Source organism: Nakamurella multipartita DSM 44233 (assembly GCF_000024365.1).
Lineage (GTDB): Bacteria > Actinomycetota > Actinomycetes > Mycobacteriales > Nakamurellaceae > Nakamurella > Nakamurella multipartita.
This window is the reverse complement of the sequence record NC_013235.1, coordinates 2,466,535-2,483,787: the sequence shown is the minus strand read 5'-3', so window position 1 is coordinate 2,483,787 and position 17,253 is coordinate 2,466,535. Positions and strand designations below refer to the sequence as shown.

Below are 17,253 nucleotides of genomic sequence, written 5' to 3'. Positions count from 1 at the left end.
CCCACGCCGCCGGGTGTGCGGGTCAGGCCGGCGGGAAACGCTGCTGCAGCCAGCTGACGTACAGCTCCAGCACCTGCGGGTCGATGGTCGTCTCGATGGCCGCGTACTCGGTGGGTGAGCCGGTGGTGGCCGGCTGCATCAGGTGGTTGAGCGTGGGAAAGGTCTGCACGGTCGCGTCCGGGTTGGCGGCCAGCAACGACCGGAGCACCGGTTCGCTCTGGGCCGGTGGTACCTGCAGGTCACGGCCGCCGTAGACGGCCAGCACCGGCACGGTGAGCGCGGACAGCGCGGGCGCGGGGTCGTAGGCCAGCAGGGCGCGCATGTTCTCGTTGGCCGTGTCCGGAGCCAGGCTGGCGTCCCCGCCGGCCTTGGTGACCTGCTCGCGGGCCAACGCGGTGGCGCCGGCGAAATCACCGGCGATGATCAGGTCGGCGTAGCGGGTGACGAACGCGACCTGGTCGTCGGTCTGCTGCGGGGTCGCCCCGGCCGCGGCCATGATCAGCTTGTTCTGCTCGATCAGCACGTCCCGGCCGCTGACCGCCGGGCCGGCCATCAGGACCACAAAGTCAGGTTTCTGCGCCTGCGTCTGGGCCACCAAGGGAGCCAGGTAGCCGCCCTCGCTGTGGCCGAGCAGACCGACCGCGTCCGCCTTGATCTCGGGCCGGGCGCGCAGGAACTGCAGGCCGGCGGCCACGTCGGCGGCCAGGTCGTCGTAGCCGGCCTCGGCCAGCACCCCGCCGGTCCCGCCGATGCCGCGATCGTCCACCCGCAGCACCGCGTACCCGGCTCGGGTGAGCGTGTCGGCGATCAGCAGGAACGGCTTGTGCCCGGCGATCGTCTCGTCCCGGTCCTGCGCCCCGCTGCCGGTGATCAGCAGCACCGCCGGGAACGGCCCGTCGCCGGGCGGCGTGGTCAGTGTGCCGGCGATGGTGACCCCGCCGGAGTAGCTGACGTCCTCGGTGTCGTAGGGGAAGGGTGGCCGGGGTTCCTGCGGGCGCGCGGCGGCCGCCACCGTTCCGCGGCTCAGGTCCAGCGGGAACGCCTGGCCGCTCTGGGTGAACGTGCCGGTGATCCGGCTGCCGTCGAACTCGCCGTCGAACCGGGGGTTGCCGGGAATCTGCGAGATGCCGAAGCCGACGGTGGTTCCGGTCACCGTCACGTCGGTCAACGGCGCACCGGTCAGTCCCTGGACCGGGACGTCGAACGTGCCGGCGTAGCTGCCGTCGGCACCGGTGATGGTGACCCCGACGGCCAGCGGCGCACCGGGAATCTCGATCCGGCCGGTCCAGTCACCGGCGATCGATCCGGCCGGGTCGGTGCCGTCGCCGGCCGAACTGCTGGCCGTCACGGTGGTCGTGGCCGAGGGTGCGGTGCCGGGGCCGGCCGAGCATGCACCGGCCACCATGGCGAGCGGGACCAGGACGCGGGCGAGCTTGTGACCGGTCATCCATCCGACCCTACCGATCGCCGTTCCCGCACCACCCCGCGCCGAGTGTGCAGCAACCGCCCTCATTCTCGAGAATAGGGGCGGTTGCTGCACACTCGGCGGCTGGGCCGGTCGCAGCTAAGGCCGGGCGTGCCCGGCGACGTCACCGATGACGATGACCGCGGGCGACTCGACGCCGCGCTCGCGGGCCCGATCGGCGATCTCGTCCAGCGCGCCGGTCGTGACCCGTTGCGCCGGGGTCCAGCCGTTCTCCACGATGGCCACCGGCGTGGCCGGGTCCATCCCCGCGCCGAGCAGGCCGGCCCGGATCGTCGGTAGGGCGGCGACGCCCATGAGCACCACCAGGGTGCCGCGACCGCGGGCCAGGGCGGCCCAGTCCAGGTCGGCCGGCAGCCCGCCGGGTGAGACGGCGTCGTGCCCGGTGATGACGGTGACCTGCCGGGACTGGCCCCGGTGGGTCACCGGGATCCCGGCCGCCGCGGGCACGGCGAACGCGCTGGTCACCCCGGGGATCACGGATACCTCGACGCCGGCCTCGCGGCAGGCGGCGACCTCCTCGCCGCCGCGGCCGAACAGAAACGGGTCGCCGCCCTTGAGCCGGACCACCCGGCGGCCGGCCTGGGCGTGTTCGACCAGCAACCGGTTGATCTCCGGCTGCGGCACCGGGTGCCGGCCGGGCGCCTTGCCGACCTCGAGGACCAGCACGCCGGGGCCGAGTTCGTCGATGACCGACCGCGGAGCCAGCCGGTCGATGACGACGACGTCGGCGGCGGCCAGTTCCCGCCGGCCGCGCAGGGTCAGCAGGTCGCCGTCGCCGGGCCCGCCGCCGACCAGCACCACCCGGCCGGGCCCGCCGCGTTGCCGGCGCACCGGCAGCGCCCCGGTGTCCAGCCCGTGGGTGATGGCGTCACGCACGGCGACCGCCCGGCGCGGATCGGCCGCGTCGGCCGAACCGACCGAGACCAGCACGTCGTCGCGCCGGATCACCGCGGCCGAGCGGGCGCTGCCCAGCGCGGCGTCGTCGGCCCGCACGCAGAACACCCGGGCCGCCTCCGCATCCGCCGCGACCGCGTCGTCAGTGGCCCGCTCACCGGTGGCCGCGAACACCAGCCAGGCGCCGTCCAGGTCGCCGGTCGTGTATTCGGCGCACCGCCAGGTCAGCAGACCGGCGGCCTCGTCGGCCACGATCGACTCGCAGGCGAACGGGGCGACCACCAGCACGTCGGCGCCGGCGTCCAGGCAGCCGGCGACCTTGCGGGCGGCCACCGGTCCCCCGCCGACCACGACGACCCGCCGCCCCCGCACCGCCAGGTGCAGGGGCAGCAGGCCGGCATCCGCGCAGTGATCGGACGAGCGGTGATCAGACACCTTCGAGCCGCTTGGCCGACGGTCGCAGGTAGACGTACCAGGTGACGGCGAAGCAGATCGCGTAGAAGCAGATGAACGCGATGTAGGCCGAGTCGGCCGACTTGGTGGCCAGGAACGACTGGCGGAAGGCCAGGTTCACCAGCACGCCACCGAAGGCCCCGATGGCGCCGGCGATCCCGATCAGCGCGCCGGCGTAGCGCTGCGACCTGGCCATCGAGACGGCCGGATCGACGCCCTCGCGGGTGATCTCCAGGCCCGACTTGGCCTTGAAGATGGCCGGGATCATCTTGTAGACCGAACCGTTGCCCAGGCCGCTGAAGGCGAACAGCATGATGAAGCCGACCAGGTACAGGGGCAGCGAGTGCATCAGCGACGCGGTCAGCACGATGATCGCGCCCAGCGCCATGGCCACGAAGTTGACGAACGAGACTCGGGCGCCGCCCAACTTGTCCGCCAGGGAACCGCCGTAGGGACGGATCAACGAGCCGATCAGCGGCCCGATGAAGGTCAGGTAGGCGGCCTTGACCGGGGTGGAGAAGATGTCCGCGAACTGCACCTGCAGCACCTGGCCGAAGGCGAACGAGAAGCCGATGAACGAGCCGAAGGTGCCGATGTAGAGCAGCGAGATGACCCAGGTGTGCGCGTCCTTGGACACGTCCCGCATCGCCCGCTTGGCGTTGCGCATCTCCGTCAGGTTGTTCATCTTCAGGTACGAGCCGACGGCGGCCGCGATGATCAGCGGGATGTAGATAAGGGGCAGCACCCGCGGGTAGCTGGCGCCGATGGTGGCCAGGATCAGCAGGCCGATCAACTGCACCACCGGCACGCCGATGTTGCCGCCGCCGGCGTTGATGCCCAGCGCCCAGCCCTTGAGCCGGGCCGGGTAGAAAGCGTTGATGTTGGTCATCGACGAGGCGAAGTTGCCGCCGCCGACCCCGCCGAGGCAGGCGACGAACAGCAGGGTGCTGTAGGCGACCCCGGGCTGCAGCACGATCACGATGCCGATGGTCGGGATGAGCAGCAGCAGGGCGCTGATCACGGTCCAGTTGCGCCCGCCGAAGGTGGCCACCGCGAAGGTGTAGGGCAGTCGCAGCCCGGCGCCCAGCAGCGTGGGCAACGCGGTCAGCAGGAACTTGCCGGCCGCGTCGATGCCGTACTCCGGTCCCAGGAACAGCACCAGGACCGACCACATCGACCAGACGGAGAAACCGATGTGCTCGGAGAGCACCGAGAAGATCAGGTTCTTCTTGGCGATCCGGGCGCCCTTCTCCTGCCAGAAGACCGGATCCTCGGGCCGCCAGTCCTCGATCCAGTGCGCGCCGTGGTGGGTCTTGGGAATGGCCGGGTCGGCCGGCGTGGTGGCCAGTTCCGCTTGGACGGGGGTGATCTCGGGTGTGCTCATCAGGCGCGGGTCCTGTTCTTCAGGGGTCCGAAAGGGTGCGAATCAGTGGGTGTAGAGAACGATCTCGTCGTTCTCGATCTCGACCCGCCAGGTCTGCAGATCCGGCTGGCCGCTGCGCGAGCAACCGGTGGCCAGCTCCCAGGCGTTCAGGTGCAACGGGCACAGCACGACCGAACCGTCGATCTGGCCGTCGGCCAGCGGCCCGCCCTTGTGCGGGCAGACTGCCGAGACGGCATGCACGGCACCGGTTCGCAGATGGAAGACGGCCACCTGGGTGCCGTCGACGCCGAAGGCCCGGCCCTCCCCCATCGGCACCTGGGTCAGCGGCCCGAGCCGGTGGCCCACCGCGTCCGACCCCATGACGGCGGTCATCGGGTCGGCACCTGGGGCAGGACCTCCAGCGGCAGGGAGGTGCGGAACTGGCCGGCAGTGGCGGGTTTCGCGCCCTCCTGCCACGGGTCCCGGTACGCGTCCACGGACTTCTGCATGCGCTCGTCGAGATCGGCGGCGATGCCCAGACTGTCCTCGACGATCACCTCGCGGAGGAACTCGATGCCCATCCGGGGCACGAACGCGTAGGTGCGCTCGAGCCACTTGGCGTTCTCCCGGTAGTACTGCATGAACCGGCCGGACAGCGTCACTGCCAGGTCCGGGTCGTCCACCGTGGCCAGCAGGTCGCCCTTGCGGATGTGCGCCCCGGCCGCGCCACCGATGTAGATCTCCCACCGGCCGCCGTCGATGGCCACCAGACCGACGTCCTTGCACAGCGACTCGGCGCAGTTGCGCGGGCAGCCGGTGACCGCCATCTTGATCTTGGCCGGCGACTCCAGCCCCTGGAACCGGGACTCGATCTTGATGCCCAGGTTGGTCGAGTCACCGACCCCGAACCGGCAGAACTCCTGCCCGACGCAGGTCTTCACCGTGCGAAAGCTCTTGCCGTAGGCGTACCCGGACGGCATGCCCAGGTCGGCCCAGACCCCGGGCAGGTCCTCCTTGCGGATGCCCAGCAGGTCGATCCGCTGGCCGCCGGTCAGCTTGACCATCGGCACGTTCCACTTCTCGGCGACGTCGGCGATCTTGCGCAGCTGGGCCGGGGTGGTGACGCCGCCCTTCATCTGCGGGACGACCGAGAAGGTGCCGTCCTTCTGGATGTTGGCGTGCACCCGGTCGTTGATGAACCGGGCGTCCTTCTCGTCGATGTACTCGTCGGCCCAGATCATCTTGAGCAGGGAGGCCAGGCCCATCTTGGATTTGGCGTCCTCGGCCCCCTCCGGGGCAAGGGCAGCAAATACTGCGGACACCGACCTCAATTCCTGGGCCAGGATCGCCCGCATCAGGTCCGGCTTGTCCATCGGCACCCCGGGCACGTACCAGTTGGCCGACGGATCCTCCTCGACCTTGCCCCCGGCCGCCCACTCGACGATCTGGCAGACCATGTTCTTGCAGGAGCCGCAGCCCTTGCCGGCCCTGGTCTTGTCCATGACCCCGGCGACCGTCTTGGTGCCGCTCTCCACGCAGGCCACCAGGGCGCCCTTGGACACGCCGTTGCAGTTGCAGACCTGGGCGTCGTCGGCGAGTTCGGCGATGCCGACCTCCTCGGCCGGGGTGCCCAGGTTGAACAGCATCTCCAGCCGTTCCTCGGGCAGCGGCAGCCCGCGGTCGAACGCCTGGATCAGGAAGGCGACCTTGGAGGTGTCGCCGAGCATGGTGGCCCCGATGAGCTTCTCGTCCCGGATGACCAGCGACTTGTAGATGCCCTTGCGCGGTTCGGAGAACACGATGTGCTCGTCGGTGTCCCGCTCCGGCCCCTGCACACCCATGGCGGCAACGTCGACGCCGGCCACCTTGAGCTTGGTCGAGGTCCGCGAACCGTGGTAGGCGGCGTCCGGGTCGGTGCCGGTCAGGTGCTCGGCCAGCACGACGGCCTGCTCCCACAGCGGCTGGACCAGGCCGTAGACCTCCCCGCGGTGCTGCACGCACTCGCCGACCGCGTACACGTCCGGGTCGTCGACCGTGCGCATCTGGTCGTCCACGACGATGGCCCGCTCGACGGTGAAGCCGCTGGTGACGGCCAGGTCGACGTTGGGCCGGATGCCGGCGGCGACGACCACCATGTCGCATTCGAGCAGCGGATGGTCGGCCATCCAGACGCCCTCGACCTTGTCCTCACCCATGATCGAGGTGGTCCGCGCCTTGGTGTGGACGTAGATGCCCAGCTCTTCCACGCTCTTGCGCAGGATGTCGCCGCCCTCGGGACCGATCTGGGCGTTCATCAGGTGCGGGCCGGCGTGCAGCACGTCGACCTGCAGCCCGAAACCCTGCAGGCCGCGCGCGGCCTCCAGACCGAGCAGCCCGCCGCCGATCACGACGGCGCGGCGGTGGTCCTCGTGCTGGGCGTAGGTGATCATCCCCTGGGTGTCTTCCATGGTCCGGAAGGCGAAGACGCCGGGCTTGAGCGACCCGTCGTCCATCCGCACGCCGTCGATCGGCGGGATGAACGAGCGGCTGCCGGTGGCGATGATCAGCTCGTCGTACGGGGTTTCGTACGTGGTGCCGTCGACGGTGTGCTCGGCGTAGACGATCTTGGCGAAGCGGTCGATCCGGGTGGCCCGCACCCCGGCGAACAGGGTGATGTTGTTCTCGGCGTACCAGGCCATGCTGTTGAGGAAGATGTCGGTCTCGGCCTCCTCCCCGGAGAGCACGTGCGAGAGCATGATCCGGTTGTAGTTGCCGTACGGCTCGTCGCCGAACATGGTGATGGCGAACTGCTCGGCGCCCCCGCGGGACAGGATCTCCTCCACCGTGCGGGCACCGGCCATGCCGTTGCCGATCACCACGAGCTTGCGCCGCCGGTCGCCGAACTCCTCCTCGAACTCGGTCATCGCATCCTCGGCCAGCGTCATCAGACCTCCACCAGCCCGAGGTCGAGAACGACCGTGCCGGTGAGCTTGTCGGGCGCAGCCACGGCCAGTTCCAGGGCGGTGCCGCCCTCCAGGTCCTCGACCACCCGCAGCGGCACGTGCACGTCGGACTTGGCCCCGATCGGGAAGTACCGCATCGGCACGCCGTCGCGCATGAGCACCACGGTGATCAGCTCGGCGGTGGTGTTGCCCCCGCGGAAGTACAGCGCCTGCGCCACCGACCCGTCCGGCACCACGTAGGTCAAGGTCGCGTCGATCGGCGCGGGCTTGTCCACCCCGGCCCCGGTGAACGGGAAAATGCCCTGGAGGAAACGGTTCTTGCTGTGCATGGAAGTGCCCTTCTGATTCGGCGGTCGGGTCCGGGTGGTGCGTCGGCGGGCGGGCGAGCGGGGGGTGATGGGCAGTGACCGGAACGGCAGGACGTCCGGCTGGCTGGGCAGCGCGGCCAGCAGGTGGGTGTCGTCGGGGCCGCCGATCCGGGTGGCGGCGACCGCGCACACCTTGAATTCGGGCATCTTGGAGTACGGGTCCAGCGCCGGGTCGGTGAGTGAGTTCGCGTTCGACGCCCCGCCCCAGTGGAACGGCACGAACAGCACCTCGGGCCGGATGGCGTCGGTGATCTGGGCGCGGAACACGGCCGCTCCCCGCCGGGTTCGCAGCTCGATCATGTCGCTGGCCTCGATGGACAGGGCCCGGGCCAGGTTCGGGTGCAGTTGCACGTGCGGGTCGGGCACCATGGTGCCGCCGAGCCGGCGGGTCTGGGTGCCGCTCTGGTACTGCTGCAGCAGCCGGCCGGTGGTCAGCACGTACGGGTAGGCCGCGTCGGGGGTCTCGGCCGGGGCTCGGTGGGTGACCGGCAGGAACCGGGCCCGGCCGTCCGGGGTCGGGAACGCGTCGGTGAACAGCCGCGGGGTGCCCGGATGCTCGACCGAGGGGCAGGGCCAGAACACGCCCTGCTCGGCCTCGATCCGGTCGTAGGTGATGCCGGAGTAGTCGGCGATGCCGCCCGCCGAGGCCCGTCGCAGCTCCTCGAACACCTCGGCCGGCTGGTCCGAGAAGTACTGGCCGCGGCCGAGTCTGGTGGCCAGCTCGGTGATCATCTGCAGGTCGTCGAGCACACCTGCCGGCGGCGGCAGGGCCATCTTGCGCCGGATCACCCGGCCCTCCAGGTTGGTCATCGTGCCCTCCTCCTCGGCCCATTGGGCGGTAGGCAGCACGACGTCGGCGAGCATGGCCGTCTCGGACAGGAAGATGTCGGAGACGACCAGGGTGTCCAGGGCGGCCAGCCGGTGCCGGATCCGGTTGGCGTCCGGGGCCGAGACGACCACGTTGGAGGCCAGCACCAGCAGGGTGCGCACCCCGCCGTCGGTGCCGAGCCGGTCGAGCATCTCGAACGCGGACCGGCCCGGCATCGGCAGCTCGTCCGGGTCGATGCCCCATACCCCGGCCACGTGCGCGCGGGCCGCCGGATCGTCCAGCCGGCGGTACCCGGGCAGCTGGTCGGCCTTCTGGCCGTGCTCGCGCCCACCCTGGCCGTTGCCCTGACCGGTGACGGTGCCGTAGCCCGAGGCCCACTTGCCGGGCAGGCCCAGGGCCAGGGCCAGGTTGATGAAGGCCTGCGCGGTGTCGGTGCCGTTGCTGTGCTGCTCGGCGCCGCGGGCGGTCAGGATCATCGCCGACGGCGCGGTGGCCAGGGTGCGCACCGTCTCGCGCAGGTCGGCCACCGGGACGCCCGTCGTGCGCTCCACCCAGTCCGGCCAATACGAGCTCACGGCCGCCTTGACCGCGGCGAAACCGGTGGTGCGCTCGGCGATGTAGGCCTGATCCAGGTAACCCTCGCGGATCGCGATGTGCAGCAGGCCGTTGGCCAGGGCCAGGTCGGTGCCGGGCACCGGGGCCAGGTGCAGTGATGCGCCCTCGGCCGTGCTGGTCCGGCGGGGGTCGATCACGATGTGCCGGGCGCCGTTGGCCCGGCCCTGGTCGAAGTACTGCATGGCCGGCGGCATCGTGTCCGCCGGGTTGGAACCGACCAGCAGGATCGCGGCGGCCTCGGCCACGTCGGCGAGCGGGAAGGGCAGGCCGCGGTCGATGCCGAACGCCTTGTTGCCGGCCGTCGCCGCCGAGGACATGCAGAACCGGCCGTTGTAGTCGATCATCGCCGTGCGCAGCCCGACGCGGGCGAACTTGCCCAGGGCGTAGGCCTTCTCGTTGGTCAGGCCGCCGCCGCCGAAGATGCCGACGGCGTCCCGGCCGTGCTCGTGCTGGGTGCGGGTGATGGCGGCGACGATCCGTCCGAACGCCTCGTCCCAGCTGGCCGGCCGCAGCGCACTGGTGCGGTCGCCGTCGATCTCGCGCACCAGCGGGGTGAGCAGCCGGTCCTTGTGGTCGAGCAGATCGGCCGCGGTCCAGCCCTTGGCGCACAGGCCGCCGCGGTTGGTCGGGAAGTCCTCCTGCGGTTGCAGGGTGGCCGGCCGGCCGCCGGCGACCATGGTGATCCCGCACTGCAGGGAGCAGTACGGGCAATGGGTCGCCGTGGGGACACGGGAGGCGGTGGGCACATCTCCGAGTGTCGGCACGCATGTTTCATCGGCCGCCACGCACTGTTACGGCAGGACTGTGTTGTCCTCACAAGCGCAGGTCACGGCTGCGGGCGGGACGTCACACAGGGTCGCCACCGACGGCGACCGGGCCGGTCAGCTCGGGTCGCAATGTTACGGCCGCACGCTTATCCGGCGCGGGCGGTGATCGACATCACGCCGGCCGGCGGGTCCGGCCCGATCACGTCCGGTGACCGCCGGACCAGTCCGTCACATCGGGTCCAGCTCGGTCACCGCGACGACCGCCGTCACCGGCACCGGCCCGTAGATGTGCGGGAACAGCTCGTCGACCCCCGGCGGGCTCTCCGGCACCACCGGCACGCCGAGCCGGTCCGGGTCGATCCGCAGCAGCACCATCGGCTCGGTGACGTCGGCGTAGAACCGCCGGCGCACCCCGTCCACCTGCCCGGCATAGGAGGCATGGATGAAGCCCTCCTGGGCCAGCGTCCGGCCCCGGGTGGAGATCGTGTACTCCCCCGCCGCCTGCGCCGCCTGCCAGTCGGTCAGCAGGCTGCAGTGGAAGATCGGCTCGGCCATGATCCGGCCGCCTCAGACCGCCAGCACGGTGGGCACGATCATTGGCCGCCGCCGGTAGGTGTCGCCGACCCAACGGCCGACCACCCGCCGGACCGCCTGCGCCACCCGGTGCGGATCGGTGACCCCGTCCGCCTCGGTCCGCGACAGCTCGGCCTCGACCAGCGGCACCACCGCGTGCAGCGCCTTCGGATCGTCGGAGAAGCCGCGCCCGGAGATGGTCGGGGATGCGATCGCCCGCCCGGTGTGCGAGTCGATGGCCACAGTGATGGAGATGAACCCGCCCTCGCCCAGCACCAGCCGGTCCGAGAGCGTGTTGTCGCCGACGTCGCCGACGGCGTTGCCGTCCACGTAGACCATGCCGACCTCGACGTGCCCGACCACCGAGGCCCGGCCGCGCACCAGGTCGACCACGGTGCCGTTGGGGGCCAGGATGACCCGGTCCTCGGGCACCCCGGTGGCGATCGCCAGCTTGGCCTGCGCACGCAGGTGCCGCCATTCGCCGTGCACCGGGATCACGTTGCGGGGCTTGACCGCGTTGTACAGGTACAGCAGCTCGCCGGCCGAGGCATGCCCGGACACGTGCACCTTGGCCACGCCCTGGTGCACCACGGTGACGCCGATCTTGGCCAGCTCGTTGATGATGGTGAACACGCTGGTCTCGTTGCCCGGAATCATCGACGAGGCCAGGATGACGGTGTCGCCGGCGGTCAGGTTGACCTGCCGGTGCTCGCCCCGCGACATCCGGGACAGCGCGGACAGCGGCTCGCCCTGCGAGCCGGTGGAGACCAGCATGACCTGGTCCGGCGGCAGCTCGAGCACCTTGTCCAGCGAGCGCACCAGCCCGTCCGGCACGGTGAGCAGGCCCAGTTCCTGCGCGATCTGCATGTTGCGGACCATCGACCGGCCGACGAAGGCGACCTTGCGGCCGTGCCGGTAGGCCGAGTCGAGCATCTGCTGCACCCGGTGCACGTGGCTGGCGAACGAGGCGACGATCACCCGCTGGGTCGCCTTGGCGATGAAAGAGTCCATCACCGGACCGATCTCGCGTTCCGGGGCGACGAATCCGGGCACCTCGGCGTTGGTCGAGTCGACCAGGAACAGGTCAACACCCTTGTCGCCGAGCCGGGCGAAGCCGCCCAGGTCGGTCAGCCGACCGTCCAGCGGCAGCTGGTCGAGCTTGATATCGCCGGTGTGCAGCACCGTGCCGGCCGGGGTCCGGATGCTCACCGCGAGCGCGTCCGGAATCGAGTGGTTGACCGCGTAGAAGCGCAGGTCGAAGGGGCCGGCCTTGCGCCGCTCGCCCTCGGTGACGACCTGCAGGGTCGGGGTAAGACGGTGCTCGCGGCACTTGGCCGCGATCAGCGCGAGCGAGAACCGGGCACCCAGCACGGGCAGGTCCGGTCGCAGCCGCAGCAGCCAGGGCAGGGCCCCGATGTGGTCCTCGTGGCCGTGGGTGATCACCACGGCGTCGATGTCGTCGATGCGATCCTCGACCAGCCGCAGATCGGGCAGGATCAGATCGACCCCGGGCTGGCCGTCCTCGGGGAACAGCACCCCGCAGTCGACGATCAGCAGCCGGCCGTCGAACTCGTAGACGGTCATGTTGCGGCCGATCTCGCCGATGCCGCCGAGCGCGACCACGCGCAGGGCATCCTTGGCCAACGGCTTCGGGGGGGCCGGTTTACGCACGCGGGCGGCCGACTGCTCGGGCCGACCCGCCGGTGAGTTGGATCCGGGACCGGCCGAGCGGCTCACAACAAGGGCCCGATCTCGTCGAGGTCCTGGGCGATCTGTTCGGTCTGTTTGGCCGTGGCCGGGATCTGCGGCAGCCGGGGATCGCCGACGCCGAACCCGCGCAGCCGCAGCGCCGCCTTGGCAAACACCAGGCCGGATCCGCCGCCGCAGCGGGTCATCGCCCGGTGCGCGGGCATCAGCTCGTAGTGCAGCTTGCGGGCCCTGACGTAGTCGCCGGCCTCGGCCGCGTCGACCATGGCCCGCAGGTGCCCACCGAGCACGTGCCCGATGATGCTGACCACACCGACACCGCCGACCGACAGCCACGGCAAGTTCAACGGGTCGTCGCCCGAGTAGTAGGCCAGGTCGGACCCGCCCATCACCAGCGATCCGGCGTACAGGTCGCCCTTGGCGTCCTTGACGGCGGTGATCCGGGGGTGCTCGGCCAGCCGCAGCAGCGTCTCCGGGGCGATCGCGACGACGGCCCGCGGCGGGATGTCGTACAGCATGACCGGCAGGTCGGAGGCGTCGGCGACGGCGGCGAAGTGGGCCAGCAGACCGTCCTGCTGCGGGCGGGAGTAGTACGGCGTGACGACCAGGGCCCCGTGGGCGCCGGCCTTCTCGGCCGCCTTGGCCAGCTTGACCGAATGCGCGGTGTCGTAGGTGCCGACCCCGGCCACGACGGTGGCCCGGTCGCCGACGGCGTCCACCACCGCGCGGATCACCAGTTCCTTCTCGGCGTCGCTGGTGGTCGGGGACTCACCGGTGGTGCCGTTGACGACCAGGCCGTTGTTGCCCTCGGCGACCAGTCGCTCGGCCAGCAGACCGGTGGCGTTCACGTCCAAGTCGCCGGTCGCCGTGAAAGGGGTGACCATGGCGGTCAGCACGGTGCCGAAGGGCCGGCCCGGCCGACCCGCCGGTCCCGCGGAAAGCGTTGTCATACCCGGAAACCTACCGTCACCGGCGAGCCCCGGCGGCCACGACCCGGCCGGATCGGGGCCGGATCAGGGCCCGGCGCGCGGTCAGAAACCCCGCTGGAGGGTACGCAGGGCACCCACTGCGGCCGGGTCGCCGCCGAACTCCAGCTCGACCTCGTCCCGGCCGGAGAGCCACAGCACGATCTCCCCCGGCTCGCCGGTCAGCGTCACCACCGGCTCACCCTTGCGCAGCACCACCGGCTCATGACCGGGGATGTGCGCGACGATGCCGGTCGGGGCCTTGCGCACCATCAGCCGGGACAGCGGCGAGGTGACGCTCTTGGCCAGCTCGGCGGTGTCCTGCTCGCTCAGCTCGCGGGGTTGCCAACCCGGCTGGCCGCGCCGGACGTCCTCGTGATGGATGAACATCTCGTTGCCGTTGACCAGGTCGTCGACCGGACCCCAGCCGGTGGGGTTCCAGGCCGGCGGGCCGGCCCGGTACTGCTCGATCATCGACGTCCAGGGCCGGCTGCGGTATCCCTGCTCGGCCTTCTCGGTGAACGAGTGCAGCGGCTTGAGCTGGGTGCCGACCGCGCCCAGCGGGTCGCGCTCCCGGATCAACAGGTGCGTCAACAGATCCCGCGTCTGCCAACCCTCGCAAAGGGTCGGTTGGTCGGGTCCGACGGCGGCGAACAGATCGGCCAGGGCGGCACGTTCGGTACGGGCAAGGCTCATGATCGCCACAGTACGTGCGGGCAGGCGGCGCGAACGGAACGTAACCGGCACCGGCCCCGCGACCGCCATCGTCTATCCGAGCGAACGAGTTGTCGAAACGCGCGTTCACTCACCGAAAGTGACCCAAATACCCAGAAAATGTCATCTGATTGCCGAGGTGCTTGCGTCGGAGCGCGGGCTTACAGTCCGGGAAAACACAGCGCCGGCACAGCGAGAACGGGCGGTACCACATGAGAATCAGGCGAACCGGGCATCGTCGGACAAGTCGGATTCTTGGGGTGGTGACGGCATCGCTGCTGGCCAGCGCCCTGCTGCCGGCCACCGCCGGGGCCGAGCCGGCCGACGCCGGAAACCTCACCGGCACCGCGATCGAGGTCGCGGACCGGGTTTCCGTGCCCAAGGCCGCCACCAGCCGTTTGGCCGAAAGCGATCCCGCGGTGCTGGCCGCCACCGGCACGGACACCGTGCCGGTCATGGTCAAGCTCGACTACGACTCGGTGGCCACCTACACCGGCGGCGTCGCCGACCTGGCCCCGACCAGCCCGGCCGAGACGGACAAGAGCCTGCAGGACAACGCCGGCGCGGTGCAGGAGTACGAGCAGCACGTCGCCGGGGTCGAGGACTCGTTCGTCGCCGATCTGGCCGCCGCCGTCCCCGACGCCGAGGTCGGAACCCGGCTGCGGACGGTGTACGGCGGTGTCTCCGTCCGGCTGCCGGCCGACCAGGCCAAGAACCTGCTCGACATCCCCGGTGTCGTCGCGGTCCAGGCCGACCACCTCAACCAGCCACTGACCGACTCCAGCCCGGCGTTCATCGGCGCGCCCACCATCTACAACGCCTTGGGCTCCTCGACCACGGCCGGTTCCGGGGTGATCGTCGGCGTGCTGGACAGCGGCGCCTGGCCCGAGCATCCGTCCTTCGCCGATCCCGGCCTGCCGGCGCCACCGCCGCTGGCCAACGGCCAGGCTCGCGTGTGCGACTTCGGGGACAACCCGCTCACCCCGGCGAACGACGTGTTCGTCTGCAACAACAAGCTGATCTCGGGCCAGCCGTTCCTGCAGACCTACAACGCCAACAACTCCGGTGAGATCTATCCGGACTCGGCCCGGGACAGCAACGGGCACGGCACCCACACCGCATCGACCGCGGCCGGCTCACCGGTGGCGGATGCCCAGACCCTCGGGGTCAGTCGCGGGCCGATCCAGGGCATCGCCCCGGGCGCGCACGTCGCCGTCTACAAGGTCTGCGGCGCCCAGGGCTGCTACAGCTCGGACTCCGCCGACGCCGTGCAGCAGGCCATCAACGACGGCGTCGACGTCATCAACTTCTCCATCTCCGGGGGCACCAACCCGTTCACCGATCCGGTCGAGCTGGCCTTCCTGGACGCCTACGGGGCCGGCGTGTTCGTCTCCACCTCGGCCGGCAATGACGGCCCCGGCGCCGGCACGGCCAACCACCTGGCGCCCTGGGTGACCACGGTGGCCGCCTCGACCCAGACCCGGGCCTTCCAGTCCACGCTGACCGTCACCGGCAGCGGGGCCGCGCCGTTCGTCGCCACCGGCGCCTCGATCACTGCGGGGGCCGGACCGGCACCGGTGGTGCTGGCTTCCAGTGCGCCCTACGGCAACGCGTTGTGTTCGGCGCCGGCCCCGGCCGGCCTGTTCGACGGCAAGATCGTGGCCTGCCAGCGCGGCGGCAACGCCCGGGTCGACAAGGGCTACAACGTCAAGCAGGGCGGCGCGGCGGGAATGATCCTGTACAACCCGTCCCTGGCCGACGTCGAAACCGACAACCACTGGCTGCCGACGGTGCACCTGGCCGACGGGACCGCCTTCCTGGCCTACCTGGGCGCCCACCCGGACGCCACCGCCAGCTTCACCGCCGGGGTCAAGGCCAACGGCCAGGGCGACGTGATGGCGGCGTTCTCCTCCCGCGGACCGGCCGGCTCGTCGATCAAGCCGGACCTGACCGCCCCCGGCGTGGAGATCCTGGCCGGGCAGACGCCCACTCCGGAGTCGACCACCGAGGGACCCCCCGGCCAGTACTTCCAGGCCATCGCCGGCACCTCGATGTCCTCGCCGCACGTCGCCGGTTCGGCCGCCCTGCTCCGGGCCCTGCACCCGGACTGGACGCCGGGCCAGATCAAGTCGGCCCTGATGACGACCGCGATCACCAAGGTGGTCAAGGAGGACACCACCACCGCGGCCGATCCGTTCGACATGGGGGCCGGACGGATCGACCTGACCAAGGCGGGCAACCCCGGTGTCACCTTCGACGAATCCGCCCGCGGGTTCCTCAAGGCCGGGCAGAACCCCGTCGCCGTTGCCGATCTGAACCAGCCGTCGATCGACGTGCCGACCCTGCCGGGCCTGGTGACGGTCAAGCGGACCGCCACCAACGTCACCGGCGGCACCATCCGCTACACCACCAGCGCCGCGTCGCCCGACGGCTCGACCATCACCGTCCGCCCGCGCAGCTTCACCTTGCGCAAGGGACAGTCGGTGGAGCTGTCGGTCACCATCGACGCCACGAAGCTGGCGCCCGGGACCACCGCGGCCCAGTTCGGCCAGATTCAGTTGACCGAGATCGGCGGCAAGGCCCGCGATGCGCACCTGCCGGTCGCGTTCACCCCGGGATCGGCGGCGGTGACCCTGACCAACACCTGCGACCCGAGCACGATCACGCTGCGCCCGGTCACCGCGTCCACCTGCACGGTGACCGCGGCCAACACCGGCGCCGCCCCGGTCACCGTCGACCTGCGGACCTCGGTGTCCAACCGCCTGCGAATCACCGGCGTCCAGGGGGCCACCCGGGACAGCACCACCTCGGTCGCCCTGTCCAAGGTGACCCTGGCCGGCAACCGACCGGGTACGCCGTCCATCGCGAGCGGCCGATCGCCGGTCGGTTACCGCGCGCTGGCCAGTTTGGGCATCGCCCCGCAGGCCATCGGCGACGAGGAGATGGCGAACTTCACGGTGCCCGCGTTCCAGTACAACGGCCAGTCGTTCACCTCGATCGGGGTCAGTTCCAACGGCTACCTGGTGGTCGGCGGCGGTACGTCGGAGGACCAGGCCTACGAACCGCAGACCCTGCCCGACCCGGCCAAGCCGAACAATGTGCTGGCGCCGTTCTGGACCGACCTGGACGGCACCGGGGCGCCCGGCATCTCGGTCGCCTCGCTGACCGACGGCAAGCACAGCTGGGTCGTCGTGCAATGGCAGGTGAAGGTCTTCGGCACCGCCAATGCCCGCACGTTCCAAACCTGGATCGGCGTGAACGGCACGCAGGACATCTCCTTCGCCTACGACCCGGACAACCTGCCGGCTGCTCCGGGCAGCCAGGCGCTCACCGTCGGCGCGGAGAACAGCGACGGCTCGGGTGGTGGACAGATCAGCGGGCTGCCCACCGGCGATCTGGTGGTCACCAGCACCGACCCACAGCCGGGCGGCAGCGTGAGCTACACCTTGGAGGTGCAGGGCGCCTCCACCGGGACCGGCACGGTGACCTCGACCATGACGTCGCCGAGCATCCTGGGCACGACGGTGAAGGAAGCCACGATCACGGTGAACCGGCGGTAGCCGGTCGGCCGACGGGG

11 protein-coding genes are annotated in these 17,253 nt (G+C 70.9%); 1 reads left to right on the top strand and 10 read right to left on the bottom strand.

Going from position 1 to position 17,253, the window contains the following annotated elements; genetic code table 11:
* Positions 1-22 precede the first annotated feature (22 nt).
* The 10 genes from NAMU_RS11180 to NAMU_RS11135 form a co-directional block, all read right to left on the bottom strand.
* A complete protein-coding gene (locus NAMU_RS11180) occupies positions 23-1,447 on the bottom strand; it encodes an alpha/beta hydrolase family protein (RefSeq protein ID WP_015747517.1) in 1,425 nt (474 codons plus the stop codon).
* A gap of 117 nt (positions 1,448-1,564) precedes the next feature.
* Positions 1,565-2,815, bottom strand: coding sequence for a uroporphyrinogen-III C-methyltransferase (gene cobA / locus NAMU_RS11175; RefSeq protein ID WP_015747516.1), 1,251 nt, complete (start codon positions 2,813-2,815; stop codon positions 1,565-1,567).
* A complete protein-coding gene (locus tag NAMU_RS11170) occupies positions 2,808-4,217 on the bottom strand; it encodes a nitrate/nitrite transporter (protein WP_015747515.1) in 1,410 nt (469 codons plus the stop codon). Before NAMU_RS11170 ends, cobA begins: the two co-directional genes overlap by 8 nt.
* A gap of 42 nt (positions 4,218-4,259) precedes the next feature.
* Complete coding sequence (locus tag NAMU_RS11165; protein ID WP_015747514.1) at positions 4,260-4,589, bottom strand: Rieske (2Fe-2S) protein; 330 nt, start codon at positions 4,587-4,589, stop codon at positions 4,260-4,262.
* The gene (nirB, locus tag NAMU_RS11160; protein WP_015747513.1) at positions 4,586-7,099 is read right to left on the bottom strand and encodes a nitrite reductase large subunit NirB; all 2,514 of its coding nucleotides are present in this window, start codon (positions 7,097-7,099) and stop codon (positions 4,586-4,588) included. Before nirB ends, NAMU_RS11165 begins: the two co-directional genes overlap by 4 nt.
* Before the next feature lie 20 nt (positions 7,100-7,119).
* Positions 7,120-9,627 (bottom strand): molybdopterin oxidoreductase family protein, encoded by a 2,508-nt coding sequence (locus NAMU_RS11155; RefSeq protein ID WP_015747512.1) that lies wholly within the window; start codon positions 9,625-9,627, stop codon positions 7,120-7,122.
* A gap of 318 nt (positions 9,628-9,945) precedes the next feature.
* Positions 9,946-10,272 (bottom strand): DUF952 domain-containing protein, encoded by a 327-nt coding sequence (locus NAMU_RS11150; RefSeq protein ID WP_015747511.1) that lies wholly within the window; start codon positions 10,270-10,272, stop codon positions 9,946-9,948.
* Positions 10,273-10,284: 12 nt separating this feature from the next.
* Complete coding sequence (locus NAMU_RS11145) at positions 10,285-11,961, bottom strand: ribonuclease J (RefSeq protein WP_041370376.1); 1,677 nt, start codon at positions 11,959-11,961, stop codon at positions 10,285-10,287.
* Positions 11,962-12,023: 62 nt separating this feature from the next.
* Entirely contained in the window at positions 12,024-12,947 is a 924-nt protein-coding gene (gene dapA, locus NAMU_RS11140; RefSeq protein WP_015747509.1) for a 4-hydroxy-tetrahydrodipicolinate synthase, read from the bottom strand.
* An 81-nt stretch (positions 12,948-13,028) separates the two neighbouring features.
* Positions 13,029-13,658 carry a TIGR03085 family metal-binding protein gene (locus tag NAMU_RS11135; protein WP_015747508.1) on the bottom strand — a complete coding sequence of 210 codons (630 nt, stop codon included), beginning with the start codon at positions 13,656-13,658 and terminating at the stop codon, positions 13,029-13,031.
* Between the two features lie 281 nt (positions 13,659-13,939).
* Between NAMU_RS11135 and NAMU_RS11130 the strand changes: the two genes are divergently transcribed.
* Entirely contained in the window at positions 13,940-17,236 is a 3,297-nt protein-coding gene (locus NAMU_RS11130; protein WP_217180815.1) for a S8 family serine peptidase, read from the top strand.
* The last annotated feature ends 17 nt before the right edge of the window (positions 17,237-17,253 follow it).